11 protein-coding genes are annotated in these 13,069 nt (G+C 68.9%); 7 read left to right on the top strand and 4 right to left on the bottom strand.

Features of this window, described 5'->3' with window-relative positions; all coding sequences use genetic code 11:
- Positions 1–76: 76 nt before the first annotated feature.
- Complete coding sequence (locus LTV02_RS17800; protein ID WP_233041048.1) at positions 77–2,125, top strand: M3 family metallopeptidase; 2,049 nt, start codon at positions 77–79, stop codon at positions 2,123–2,125.
- Positions 2,126–2,284: 159 nt separating this feature from the next.
- Entirely contained in the window at positions 2,285–3,694 is a 1,410-nt protein-coding gene (locus tag LTV02_RS17795; RefSeq protein ID WP_408639406.1) for a glyceraldehyde-3-phosphate dehydrogenase, read from the top strand.
- Positions 3,695–3,707: 13 nt separating this feature from the next.
- Here the strand turns inward: LTV02_RS17795 and LTV02_RS17790 are convergent, their stop codons facing one another.
- Positions 3,708–4,733: a CAP domain-containing protein gene (locus LTV02_RS17790; RefSeq protein WP_233041046.1), complete on the bottom strand. Its 1,026-nt coding sequence runs from the start codon at positions 4,731–4,733 to the stop codon at positions 3,708–3,710.
- Positions 4,734–4,937: 204 nt separating this feature from the next.
- Between LTV02_RS17790 and LTV02_RS17785 the strand changes: the two genes are divergently transcribed.
- The gene (locus LTV02_RS17785; protein WP_233041045.1) at positions 4,938–5,408 is read left to right on the top strand and encodes an RDD family protein; all 471 of its coding nucleotides are present in this window, start codon (positions 4,938–4,940) and stop codon (positions 5,406–5,408) included.
- A 39-nt stretch (positions 5,409–5,447) separates the two neighbouring features.
- Here LTV02_RS17785 and LTV02_RS17780 read toward each other — a convergent pair whose 3' ends face one another.
- Complete coding sequence (locus LTV02_RS17780) at positions 5,448–6,377, bottom strand: MerR family transcriptional regulator (RefSeq protein WP_233041044.1); 930 nt, start codon at positions 6,375–6,377, stop codon at positions 5,448–5,450.
- Positions 6,378–6,447: 70 nt separating this feature from the next.
- Here LTV02_RS17780 and LTV02_RS17775 point away from each other — a divergent pair, with 70 nt between their 5' ends.
- Positions 6,448–7,077 carry a maleylpyruvate isomerase family mycothiol-dependent enzyme gene (locus tag LTV02_RS17775; RefSeq protein WP_233041043.1) on the top strand — a complete coding sequence of 210 codons (630 nt, stop codon included), beginning with the start codon at positions 6,448–6,450 and terminating at the stop codon, positions 7,075–7,077.
- Between the two features lie 95 nt (positions 7,078–7,172).
- Positions 7,173–8,048 carry a 1-acyl-sn-glycerol-3-phosphate acyltransferase gene (locus LTV02_RS17770; RefSeq protein ID WP_233041042.1) on the top strand — a complete coding sequence of 292 codons (876 nt, stop codon included), beginning with the start codon at positions 7,173–7,175 and terminating at the stop codon, positions 8,046–8,048.
- Between the two features lie 13 nt (positions 8,049–8,061).
- Here the strand turns inward: LTV02_RS17770 and LTV02_RS17765 are convergent, their stop codons facing one another.
- Both LTV02_RS17765 and LTV02_RS17760 read right to left on the bottom strand, forming a co-directional pair.
- Complete coding sequence (locus LTV02_RS17765; RefSeq protein ID WP_233041041.1) at positions 8,062–9,000, bottom strand: cutinase family protein; 939 nt, start codon at positions 8,998–9,000, stop codon at positions 8,062–8,064.
- Between the two features lie 548 nt (positions 9,001–9,548).
- The gene (locus tag LTV02_RS17760) at positions 9,549–10,280 is read right to left on the bottom strand and encodes a DUF7873 family protein (RefSeq protein ID WP_233041040.1); all 732 of its coding nucleotides are present in this window, start codon (positions 10,278–10,280) and stop codon (positions 9,549–9,551) included.
- A 69-nt stretch (positions 10,281–10,349) separates the two neighbouring features.
- Between LTV02_RS17760 and LTV02_RS17755 the strand changes: the two genes are divergently transcribed.
- The gene (locus LTV02_RS17755; protein ID WP_233041039.1) at positions 10,350–11,120 is read left to right on the top strand and encodes a hypothetical protein; all 771 of its coding nucleotides are present in this window, start codon (positions 10,350–10,352) and stop codon (positions 11,118–11,120) included.
- Positions 11,121–11,242: 122 nt separating this feature from the next.
- Positions 11,243–13,003 carry a histidine ammonia-lyase gene (gene hutH / locus LTV02_RS17750; RefSeq protein WP_233041038.1) on the top strand — a complete coding sequence of 587 codons (1,761 nt, stop codon included), beginning with the start codon at positions 11,243–11,245 and terminating at the stop codon, positions 13,001–13,003.
- Positions 13,004–13,069: the final 66 nt, after the last annotated feature.

Below are 13,069 nucleotides of genomic sequence, written 5' to 3'. Positions count from 1 at the left end.
ACTTCACCGGATCGTTATCCACGGTGGGCTGGCGAGACCGGAGCTGGTGAAATGCGTTGTTGCGTAGGGTTGCTCCATGGCGAGCAATCCCTTCTTCGAGCGCAGTGCGCTGCCGTATGAGCTTCCGCCGTTCGCGGAGATCGAGGACGAGCATTATCTGCCCGCGTTCGAGCGGGGGATGGCTGAGCAGCTGGCGGAGATCGCGGCGATCACGGGGGCGGCGGAAGCGCCTTCGTTCACGAATACGGTTGAGGCGCTGGAGCGTTCGGGGGCCGTGCTGCGGCGGGTGGCGCGGGCGTTCTTCAATGTGGCCTCCTCGGATTCGAGTGTGCGGATCCGGGAGATCGAGGCGGAGATCTCGCCGCGATGGGCGGCGCACGAGGATGCCGTCAACCTCGACGGCGCGCTGTTCGAGCGGGTCGAATCGTTGTACGGGCGGCGCGGGGAGCTCGGGCTGGATGCCGAGCAGGTGCGGTTGGTCGAGCAGTACCGGTTGCAGTTCGTGCGGGCGGGGGCGCGGCTGGACGCGGGGGAGCAGGCGCGGTTGCGGGAGCTCAATGCCGAACTCGCCGTGGCGGCAACGGAGTTCAAGCAGAACAATCTGGCCGATACCAATGCCGCGACCTTGGTCTTGGATAGCGAAGCCGAGGTGGCCGGGCTGGCGGGCGGGGCGGTGACGGCCGCGGCGGAGAACGCCCGCACGCTCGGGCACGAGGGTGCGTGGGCGCTGAGTTTGCAGAACGTGTCGAATCAGCCGGTGCTGGCGCAGCTTGCCGACCGGTCGGTCCGGGAGCGCATGATGACCGCGTCGCTGGAGCGCGGTTTCGGCGCGGCGGGCGGCAATGCCCGGCTGGCCGTCCGGATGGCGGAACTGCGCGCCGAACGCGCCGCCCTGCTCGGCTATCCGGACCACGCGGCGTACACCGTCGAGGATCAGACCGCCAAAACCGTCACGGCGGTGGAAGAGATGCTGGCGCAACTGGTTCCGCCCGCCGTCGCCAATGCCGAGCGCGAGGCCGCTGAGCTCACCGCGGTCCTGCGCGCCGCCACCGGCGACCCGGATGCCGAACTGCGCTCCTGGGATTGGCAGTTCTGGTCGGAAAAGGTGCGCGCGGAACAGTTCTCGGTCGATGCCGAGGAACTGCGCCCCTACTTCGAACTCGAACGCGTCCTGCGCGACGGCGTATTCTTCGCGGCCGGACAGGTTTACGGCATCACCTTCGAAGAGCGCCCGGATCTGGTCGGCTATCACCCCGAAGTGCGGGTGTTCGAGGTCTTCGACCGCGACGGTTCCGGTCTGGGCCTGTTCCTCGGCGACTTCTTCGCCCGGCCGTCCAAACGCGGCGGCGCCTGGAATCGCTCGCTGGTCACCCAGTCGGAACTGCTCGGAACCAAGCCGGTGGTGGTCAACAATCTCAATATCGTGAAACCGCCGAAAGCTGAACCGGCACTGCTGACCTGGGAGAACGTCCGCACCCTGTTCCACGAGTTCGGGCACGCCCTGCACTGCCTGTTCTCGCGGGTCCGGTACCCGTTCTTCTCCGGCACCGCGGTGCCGCGCGATTTCGTGGAATTCCCGTCGCAGGTCAACGAGATGTGGATGGCCCGCCCCGAAATCCTGGCCAACTACGCCAGGCACGTCGAGACCGGCGCGCCCATGCCCGCCGCCCTGGCCGAGCGCATGCTGGCCGCCGGCCGGTTCGGCGAAGGCTTCCGTACCGTCGAATACCTCGCCGCCGCCCTGCTGGACTGGGCCTGGCATCGCCTGCCCGCCGGCGCGGCGGCCGGACTCGATGCCGCCGAGTTCGAAGCCGAAGCGCTGCGCCAGGCCGGCGTCGCGCTCGCCGCCATCCCGCCCCGCTATCGCACCGCCTACTTCTCGCACATTTTCGCGGGCGGCTACGCGGCCGGTTACTACTCCTACATCTGGAGCGAGGTGCTCGACGCCGACACCGTGCGCTGGTTCGACGAGGGCGACGCGACGCTGCGCGAGAAGGGCGACGCGTTCCGGCGCGAATTGCTTTCTCGCGGTGGATCGGTCGATCCGCTCGCCGCGTTCGAGGCCTTCCGGGGCCGCCCGCCGCGCATCGAACCGCTGTTGATCCGCCGCGGTCTGACGGTGTGACCTGGGTCGCGCTCCAGCTCACAAGGGGGAACCGGGCGGATGTGAAAATGCGGGGCTGACTAGCATCGATCACGGTAGAGATCAAGGGAACCCCGAGGACTTGTGTTGACTAACGACCATCTTGACCGCTGGAACGCTCACGAGGCTGCCGCGGAGGCGATGATTCCGATCATCGGGCGGCTGTACCGCGAGAAGGGGGTGACGATCCTGCTGCACAGCCGGTCGCTGGTGAACAAGTCGGTGATCAGCATTCTGCGCACGCACCGGTTCGCGCGCCAGATCGAGGGCGAAGAGCTGTCGATCGACGAGACGCTGCCCTTCCTCGAGGTGCTCAGCACGCTGGACCTCGGCTCGTCCAAGATCGACCTCGGCCGCCTGGTGATGGCCTACCGCGCCGACGAGCGCGGGCTGTCCATCCCCGAGTTCACCGCGGACGTGCTGGCCGGCATCACCGGCGGCAACAAGGCCGAGCCGCAGGGTCCGCGCGATGTGGTGCTGTACGGCTTCGGCCGCATCGGCCGCCTGGTGGCGCGCCTGCTGATCGAGAAGACGGGTTCCGGCAACGGCTTGAACCTGCGCGCCGTGGTGGTGCGCAAGGGCGGCGAGGGCGACCTGGTCAAGCGCGCGTCGCTGCTGCGCCGGGATTCGGTGCACGGGCAGTTCAACGGCACCATCAAGGTCGATGCCGAGAACAGCGCCATCATCGCCAACGGCAATGTCATCAAGTTCATCTACAGCAACGACCCTGTCACCATCGACTACACCGAGTACGGGATCGACAATGCGATCCTGATCGACAACACCGGTAAGTGGCGCGACCGCGAGGGCCTGGCCCAGCACCTGCGCCCGGGCGTCGCCAAGGTGCTGCTGACCGCGCCCGGCAAGGGCGACGTGCCGAATATCGTGCACGGCGTCAACCACCTGGGGCTGGATCAGACCGAGCAGATCGTGTCGTGTGCGTCCTGCACCACCAATGCGATCGTGCCGCCGCTGAAGGCGATGGACGACGAGTTCGGCATCGTGCGCGGGCACGTCGAGACGGTGCACTCGTTCACCAACGACCAGAACCTCCTCGACAACTTCCACAAGGCCGATCGCCGCGGCCGGTCCGCGCCGTTCAACCTGGTGCTCACCGAGACCGGCGCGCAGTCCGCGGTGAAGAAGGCCATGCCGGACTTCCAGGCCAAGATCACCGGCAGCTCGATTCGCGTTCCCACGCCGGATGTTTCGGTGGCGATCCTGAACCTGCAGCTGAAGCGCGAGACCACCCGGACCGAGGTGCTCGAGTACCTGCGCCAGGTGTCGCTGTCGGGTCCGCTGAGCCGCAACCTGGACTACACCGCGGCCACCGATGTGGTGTCGAGCGACTTCATCGGCTCGCGCGCGGCGTCCATCGTGGACGCGAACGCCGCCATCATCGACGGCGACACCGCGATCCTCTACCTCTGGTACGACAACGAATTCGGTTACTCCTGCCAGGTGGTGCGGACCGTGCAGTACATCTCGGGCATCGAGTACCCGACCTACCCGCAGCTGGGTGCGGTCGCCGAGGTGCCCGCGCCGGCCTGAGCGCGCTGAGGTCTCACCAGGCCGCGCCGAAGAGCTGAGTCCAATGCTCGCCGGCGCGGCCTACCCCTATGTGGGTGAAATCGGGCAGCAGGATATTGGCGCGATGGCCGGGACTGTTCATCCAGCCGTCCACCACCTCCCGCGCACTGCGCTGCCCCCACGCGATGTTCTCGGCGATGCCGCGAAAGTCGATGTGCGCGGCGGCGGTTCGGTCCCACGGCTGCGCGCCCTCGGGGGAGGTGTGCGCGAAATACCCACGCCTGATCATGTCGGCGCTGTGTGCCCGCGCCACCTCGCTCAGCCGGGGATCGTGGGTGAGCGGCGGCAGTCCCGCGGCGGCGCGCGCGGCGTTGGTCAGCGCGATGACGTCGGCGATATCCCGGTCGGGCGCAACATGATCGGGCATGCCGCGGCCGGACGCGGGCGGGGCGGGCGTGCCCTGACCGGATATGCGCTGAACCGACGTGTGCCGGGCAGGCGTGCCATGACCCGGCGCGTGTCGAGCGGGCGTGCTTCCACCGGGCATGCCTTGATCGGGCGGGCGTTGAGTGGGTGTGCCGGGGCCGGAGGCACCCGGGTCGGTGACCACGACGCCGAAATCGCGTGCCACACCCGCTAATCCGTCGTCGTACCCCTGGCCGAGCGCCCGTATCCGCCATTCGGCATCGCGGCGGTAGACCTCGGCCAGCAGCATCGCGCGTTCCCGGACCGGGACCGGTGTGGTGAAACGCAGGTCCAGGCCGTTGCCGGTGATCGTCAGCGTCGGCCGGGCCAATGGAGCGTGTTCGGTCTCGGGACTGGCGACCAGGGTGAGGCGTGCGGCTCCGGGGCGCAGCCGCGCCCGGTCCAGGGTGACGGTATTGCCGGACAGTCGCACGCCGGGCGCGGCTGGCTGGTTGTAGAACACGAAATCCGCGTCGCCCGAGACCTTTCCGTTCGCGCCGGTGATCACCACCGACAGATCGAACGGCCCCGGCACCCGCAGGGTGAGCACGCCGCCGGGCAATGCCAGCACGCCGCCTGCCACCAGATCTCGCACCGCTCACCCTCCGCCGGAGCCTGTCGGAGGCATCGGACGCACCCCCGCCTTCGAGGATTCCACGATCCGGCGGCGCGAGCCGGTGCGCGGCACCGGATTCAGGGTCGGATTGGGGGTGTTCCCCGATGCTGTCAAGCCTGTGACCAGCGCAGAATGAGGTGAAAGCTGGTCGAAGACCGCACGATTCCGCATTTGGGAGGAACGATGACCGCGGGTGGTTACGAGCCCTACTTCGGGCAGACGGCCGGGGCGAACCCGGCCGGGATCGGCAGTCGCGCTGCCGCCAGGTTCATCGATTGGATCATCGCCCTCATCGTCGGCGGAATCCTGTTCTGGCTGCTGGATGTCGTGATCGGTACGCCGCGCTGGATCTCGGTGCTGCCGGGTGCGGGCTTCGGCTTCCTGTACTTCGTGTTCTTCGAGGTGAGCAGCGGCGCCACACCGGGCAAGAAGCTGCTCGGCCTGCACGTGCACGGCGCGGGCGGCGCGGCGAAACCGAGCCTGGCCGAATCGGCCAAACGCAATGCGTACATGCTGCTCAACCTGATTCCCTGGTTCGGCGGCATGCTGTGGTTCTTCGCGGCCATCGCCATCGGGGTGACGGCGAGCGCGAGCTCCACCAAGCAGGGCTGGCACGACAATTTCGCGGGCGGCACCCAGGTGGTCAAGCACTGAGACGGCGAATCCGCCTCGCCCGCCCGCTGATTCGCCGGTTCACCGGCCGGCCTGCTCGGTGCTCCAGCGCTCGAGTGCCTGGAGCAGCCAGTGCAGGGCGGCCCCGGTCGTGGTGGTCCCGGTGATTTCGGTGGTGAGCCGCCAGTAGCGGTGGATGGCCGGGTGGTCGGCGGCGCGGTCGGCGAGGAGTTCGCGGCGCAGGCCGGGGGTGTCGCGGGTGCGGCGGGCGGCGGCATGGGCCGCGACGAAGCCGTCGAGTTCGGGGCCCGGAATCGGTTGCGCGCCCGCGGCACACAGGGCGTCGACGGATTCGCAGGCGGCGGCCACGCCCGTGACGAGGGTGAGTTTGTCGGGGATGGCGGCGCGCTCGGTGCGCCAGAGCTGGCGGGCGGTCGCGGTGGTCCAGGTGGGGTCGGCGCTGCGGGTCAGTTCGGCGTAGGCCACCACTTGGCGGGGCGTCGGGTCGGCGGGCGGGCGGGGGATGTTCATGGTGACGAAGCCGTCGAACACGGCCGGTGGGAGCGGATGCAGCAGCGACTTCCAGCTCCGGATCAGCTCGTCGTAGGCGCGGTGGCGATCCTGCACGGCGGCGAGTAATTCCACGCGGGCGGGACGATCGGCGGGCGGGGCGTCCTCGACGGCGCGGAGCGAGGCCCGCCGCCAGGCGAGCATCCCGAGTTCGGCGTCGAGGGCGGTGCGCTCGGCGGTGACGGCCTCGTCGATGGTCAGTGCGCCCGCGAGGATTTCGACGATGGCGGGCAGGCTCAGGCCGAGGGCGCGCAGGCGGCGGATCAGCAGTACCTGGTCGACGGCTACGGCCGCGTCGAACATGCGATGGCCGCCGCCGCTGCGCCGCGCTTCCAGAATGCCGTTGTCGCAATAGAAACGGAGCGTGCGGACCGGGACGCCGGTCCGCTGCGACAGTTCGCCGATGCTCAGCCGAGCCGCGCGAAGTGTGTTCTCGGTCACAATCTCTGGAACCTCCACCCGGGTGGAGTTTTTAGCCTACTGGAACACCCACCGGGACAAGGAGCTACGCATGACCGAGAACCCCGCACTCAGTATCGAACGGACCTGGCAGGCGGTCGCGGCGGAACGCACCAGCCTGGTCGAACTGCTGGAGTCGCTGTCCGAAGCGCAATGGAATCACCCGTCGCTGTGTGACGGCTGGCGGGTGCGGGAGGTGGTCGCGCACATCGTGCTCTCCACCAACCCCAGCTTCGGCTCGATTCTGTTCAATCTGATTCGCGCCCGGGGCAATCTGGACCGCACCATCCGCGACACCGCCATCCGCCTCGCCGCCCGCACCCCCGCCCGCGAACTCCTCGCCGAACTCCGCGACGGCATCGGCGCACAGGTCACCGTCATCGGCACCACCCCCGCCGACCGACTGATGGACCTGCTGGTGCACGGTCAGGACATCGCGATCCCGCTCGGCATCCCCCGCGAAATGCCGCTCCCCGCCGCCCGATCCGCCATCGAGCGCATCTGGACGATGGGCGCGCCCTTCCACGTCCGTAAGCATTTCGCCGGAAAACGGCTGGTGGCCACCGATATCGAATGGTCGGGCGGCGACGGCCCCGCCGTCATCACCGGCCCGATCTCGGCCCTGCTCCTGCTGTCCACCGGGCGCGAGCAGGCTGCCCGGTCGGAACTCACCGGCTCCTGACTCGCGGCCGGAAGCCGTTTGCCGCGGCGCAGGGCGGGTAGGTGCTCGATGGTGCCGGAACCAGCGGCATGCGGGCAGGAAGTGAGGTCGGTCGAATGCGAACACCGTGGCAGGGGGCTTCGCCGGTGGATGCGGTGGCGGGGTGGATGCGGGGGCTGGTACCGCGCGGGGATCTGGCGGCGCGGGATCCGGAATTCATCGCGCGCACGGTCGATCTCGGCTGGCGGCTGGTGCGGGTGTACTTCCGGGCGGAGGTCAGGGGAATCGAGAAGGTGCCGGCGTCGGGGCCGGTGTTGCTGGTGGGCAACCATTCCGGCGGGATCACCGCGCCGGAGGTGCCGATCACGGCGCTGGCCTTCTTCCGGCAGTTCGGTCCCGAGCGGGCGTTCTATCAGCTCGCGCACGATCTGGTGGTGTCCGCGCCGGGGGTGGGCACGCTCGCCCGCAAGTACGGGACCCTCGCCGCCGCGCCCGAGAACGCCCGGGCCGCCCTGCGGATGGGGGCGGCGGTGCTGGTGTATCCGGGCGGGGACTGGGAGGTGATGCGGCCGACCAGCGAATCCGACCGGATCGACTTCGCGGGGCGGAAGGGGTTCCTGCGCTTGGCATTGGAGGAAGGGGTGCCGATCGTGCCGGTGGTGACCATCGGCGGGCAGGAGACGCTGTTCATCCTGACGCGCGGCGACCGGATCGCCCGGGCCCTGCGCCTGGATCGGCTGGCGCGGGTGAAGGTGTTCCCGATTTCGCTGGCGCTGCCGTGGGGCCTCAATCTCGGGGACGCGTTCGGGCACATCCCGCTACCGGCGAAGGTGGTGGTGGAGTTCCGCGATCCCATCGATCTGCCGGGTGAGCTCGAGGCCGCCGGGCACGAACCCGATGATCTCGACGCGGCCTACGAGCTCGTCACCGGTCGTATGCAGTGCCATCTCTCCGAGCTGGCCGAGGAACGGACGCTGCCGGTCCTCGGCTGAATCGCGCTGCGGGTCAGGGCGCTTCGTTCGCGGCGTCGGCCAGCCAGTTGTGCAGCCAGCCGGTGGCGGTGGCGCCGTTCGGATCGACGATGTAGCGCGGGTAGGACTGATGGATGCCGGATTTGAGGAAATCCTGCACCTGTTTGACCCACTGCTCGCCCGCCGGATTCTCGGCCGGGGCGGACAGGATGGCATTGCTGCCGGGGATGAGCGCCTCGGCCAGGATCGATTGCAGGGTGAAGGCGTAATTGGGGATCTGCAACGGATCCGGGGCCGAGAGCTGGGTGGCGAAACCGGCGAAGCGCCCGGCCAGATCGTCGTTCGGGACCGAGCAGTAGAGATCGCCCTCCGCGCAGAATGTGCGGACCTTCGGGCTCAGCCAGCCGAAGCCGCCGACCCGCGCGCCGCCCGCGCCCGCGCCGGGGACGGCCGGGCCGACCAGGGCGTCGGTGGGGGAGCGGCGGGGATCAGAGACCAGGCCGACGGCGGCCACCCGATCCGGGTTGACCACGCCGAGCCCGGTGCCGATCTCGGCGGCCAGATCACCGGCCGCGTCCGCGCCCTGGCTGTAGCCGATGATCGCGAAACGCGTGGCGGCGCAGCGCGATGCCATGCCCGCGATCATGGCGCGGGCATTGTTGACGGCCTCGCGCTTGGAGCGCCCGTACACCTCGCCCTCCCAGGGCAGGGCGGTGGCCGCGTAGCTGACGTAGTCGGTGCGGACCTTGCCGGGCAGGCCGCGGGTGACCTGGGCGAGCATGCCCTGGCCGGGATCGTCCCGGGAGGTTTCCCAGGTGCCCGGGACGGCTATGACATTGAGTCCGGGGCAATCGGCGGGCGCCGCGGCCGCGGGTGGCGCTCCGGTTGCCGAGAGGATGCCGGCGGCGGTCGCCAGGACCGCGGTGACCGCGCCGCAGGCGGTTTTGAAGGATCGCGTTGTTCGAAAGGACAAGGTCCACACCCCTTGTTTCTGAACGATCGGTTGCGCGTCCCAGCGAAGATACCAAAGAAACAGAATGGTCTGATCGTTTGCTGGCAGGAAAACGCCGTGTGGCTGCGGCCGGTAACGCAAAGTTCGCTTACCGGACAAACTTCCGCTGTGGGGTGAGATTGGGGAAACCCCGGGGACTAGCCTGCCCCGGGGCTTCGGTGGCCGCCCAATTGCGGCACGCCGACACGTTTAAGAACGGACTCAGTATGAAGTTGACCGGCGCTCTACGTTTGAAGCTACGGCCCAATGAGTGGCTGGGCCGGCGGGAGTTGAACCCGCAACCTCCGGTTGAAAAGTCGGTTCTCTCGATTCGGCGTTCGGCGGCGAATGCTGAAACTGGAGCGATAACGTGAGTTTGACGGCGGTGGCGCCTCTACCGTTGGGCTATCCCGCCGGGTGATGGCGGGAGGAGGACTCGAACCTCCACTGGACCGGTGTGCCTGTCACATTGAACTTCTGATTCAGCTTGCGCTCCTGGCGCGACACCGACATTAGCCGGTGCCGGGCGGTCAGCCAAACAAATATCCGAAGACCTGCTCGCCGAACTTGCGCTGCTCGATCTCGGCGTTGTTCGCCTCCTCACGCGCGAACTTCACTGCCTGCTGGAGCTTTTCGACGCGCTCGGTCAATTCGTTCACGCGCTTGGCCGGCAGCGCGCCGGAGAACTTGATGGTGCGCCAGTAACCCACCACCACGTCCTCGTGATACACCTCGACCTGCGCCGGATGCTTCTCCGTCGCTTCGGCTTTCACGTGATTGCGCGGAATCTTCTTGGTGCGCACCGTCTGCACCGGTTCGGTGGCGTAGCAGTCGGCCGAGGCGTCGTACTCCCAATGCTCGGCGGCATCGAGCACCGGCAGCTTGCGCACGAAGGTATGCAGATCCACCAGCTGCTTCTCCAGGAACAGCAGGTAGGTGACCGGGGCGTCGGCGATCAAGGTGCGGCCGTCGACCACCACGTCGGCCTTGGCGGTGGTGTTGGCCCAATCCTTGGTCGCCACCACATCGAAGAGTTTGGTCAGAATGTCCGCCGTGGTCTTCAGCACTTCCTCGGACTTCACCTGCACGCGCGTCGATTCCGGCGGAAGCTGCTCGCCCTCTTCGTCCTTGGGGCGATAGGTGCGCGAAATGCCGCTCAGCAGCGGGTTTTTGGCCAGCCGGTGATGGGCCTCGGTGAGTTCGGAGAAGGTACGGGACTTGATCCCTTTCTCTACGGCGACAATCTGATTCAAACGTGTCATGGCGGCGACTGTAGTGCCGGTCGAGACCGGTCGGCCAGGGATTTTCGGGCGGTCGTTATGATCTCCGGCATGGGGAGGAAATCCGCACTCAGCTCGCTGTTCGCCGCCACCGCCGTCTTGGTCGCGGGGTGTGACAGCGCCGTCGGGGTGGAGGATGCCGGTTCCCGCCACGATGCCGGAACTTCGGCGGCGGTCGCCACCACCACGACGCCGGTCGCCGCCCCGCCGCCCGCCGGATCTCCCACGGCGGCAACGAGTTCGGCGCCGGCCGGGCCGGTGCGGCTGAAGCCGGCCGACGCCTCGGGCCTGACCTTCGAATGGCGCGAGAGCGGATCCGGCGCGACCGGGACGATCACCATCGATGTGCTCGGGCCCAGCGGCGCTCGGGTGCAGCGGATCACCGAGCCGAACGCAGAACTGCGTCAGACCCTGCCTACTCTGCAGGACACCGACGGTGACGGCCGGGACGAGCTGATCGTGCCGGTGACCTTCGGCCCGTACTGGACTCGGAACATCGTCTACCGCGCGGGCGACGACGGACAGTTCACCCGGGCCGGCGACATCACCGGGAGCGGATTCACCCCCACCACCGACGGCTACTCGCTGGTTTCGAAACGGAACCCGCCGACCCAGTGGAACTACACCTTCATGGTCTACGAGAACGGCGTGCTCGTACCCGTCATCGAAGTGGCGGAGCGGACACCTGTCACCGACGCCAACAATCGCGTCACCGAAAAGGACTGCGTGATCGAGCAACTGCCGAGCCTGGCCGCCACCGGCTACGCCTCGCGCGAGGCGGCCCGGCAGCACTTCTGCGCCGAGATCCCCGCCATCCGCTAGCCCCCCCCGCGGACAGCCGCTACTCGACCCGCACGCCCGGGCCAGGCCGTCCGCTCGAAATAAGTGGGACGAATTCCTCGCGCCTGCTCGCTCTCCGCGCCGGAAACGGCTGGAATGGCTGGATGACGCGAATCGGGCAAGAACGGTTGCTGGTCGGTGCGACACCCCTGCGGCGTGAGCAGGTGGTCGCCGTCGCGCGCGGTGGCGCGGGGGTGACGCTCGAGGAGTCCGCCCTGGACCGCCTGCGCGAGGTACGCGGCCGCATCGACGAACTCGCCGAAAGCCCGAAACCGGTGTACGGGGTGTCGACCGGGTTCGGGGCCCTGGCCCTGCGGCACATCCCCGCCGACCGCCGAATCGACTTGCAGCGCTCGCTGATTCGGTCGCACGCCGCCGGAGCCGGTACCGCCGTGGAACCGGAGGTCGTGCGCGCCATGATGCTGCTCCGCCTGCGCACGCTCATGAGCGGGCACACCGGGGTCCGAGTCGAGACCGCGCAGGCGCTGGCCGGACTACTCGACAACGGCATCGTGCCCGTCGTCCACGAGTACGGATCCCTCGGCTGCTCAGGCGATCTCGCCCCGTTGGCGGCGGTCGCGCTGGCACTGATGGGCGAGGGCGAGGTCCTGACAGACAGTGCCGCGGCATATTCGGACGACGCTCCCGGCCAATTGCCGCCGGCCACAACCCGCCTGTTCGCGGACCCGGATCTCCGCGACCCGCGCCCCGATGCCACCGGCGGCTTGCGCTCAGGTGACTCCGGCGGTCCGCGGCAGGGTGACTCCGGCCGCCCGCGTCCCGACGCCGCCGCCCGCCCGGTTGCCCAGGTGTCGGCGATCCCGGACGCCATCGGATGGCAGCCCGCCTACACCCGCCCGGCCGCCGAGGCGCTCGCCGCCGCCGGCCTGGAGCCGCTGGTGCTGGCGGAGAAGGAGGGCCTCGCGCTGACGAACGGCACCGACGGCATGCTGGCCATGCTGCTGCTGGCCATCGACGATCTGCACACGCTGCTGGACGTCGCCGACCTCACCGCGGCCATGAGCGTGGAGGCGCTGCTCGGCACCGACCGGGTGTTCGCCGCGGATCTGCAAGCGTTGCGCCCGCATCCGGGCCAGGCCCGCTCCGCCTCGCACATGCGCACGGCCCTGGCGGGTTCGGAGATCATGGCCAGCCACCGCGGCGACGACTGCCCGCGCGTCCAGGACGCGTACTCGTTGCGGTGTGCCCCGCAGGTGCACGGGGCCGCACGCGACACCCTCGCGCACGCCGAGTTGGTCGCGGAACGCGAATTGGCTTCCGCCATCGACAATCCGGTGGTGCTCGACGACGGGCGCGTGGAATCGAACGGCAACTTCCACGGCGCGCCCGTCGGTTACGTCCTGGACTTCCTGGCCATCGCCGTGGCCGACGTGGCCGGCATCGCCGAACGCCGCACCGACCGCATGCTGGATGTGCATCGCTCGCACGGCCTTCCGCCGTTCCTGGCCGACGACCCGGGCGTGGACTCGGGCTACATGATCGCCCAGTACACCCAGGCGGGCACGGTGTCGGAGCTCAAGCGCCTCGCCGTCCCGGCCTCCGTGGACTCCATCCCCTCCAGCGCCATGCAGGAAGACCACGTGTCGATGGGCTGGTCCGCCGCCCGCAAACTGCGCCGCGCGGTCGACGGCCTCACCACCGTGCTGGCCATCGAACTGCTCACCGCCGCCCGCGCCCTGGATCTGCGCGCCCCGCTGGAACCGGCCGCCGTCACCGCGGCCGCCCGTGACCTGGTGCGCTCCCGGGTGGCCGGTCCCGGCCCGGACCGGCACCTGGCTCCCGATATCGCGGCGGTGGTCGAACTCGTCCGCTCCGGGGCGTTCGGGATGTTGCTCGCGGAGTAGGCGGGCGGAGCCGATACCCCGGGACGGTATTCGGGGGTGCCGGGTGACCGGGTAGAAAAGGTGCAG

The organism is Nocardia yamanashiensis, assembly GCF_021183565.1.
GTDB lineage: Bacteria > Actinomycetota > Actinomycetes > Mycobacteriales > Mycobacteriaceae > Nocardia > Nocardia yamanashiensis.
This window is presented reverse-complemented; position numbering and strand designations above follow the sequence as displayed.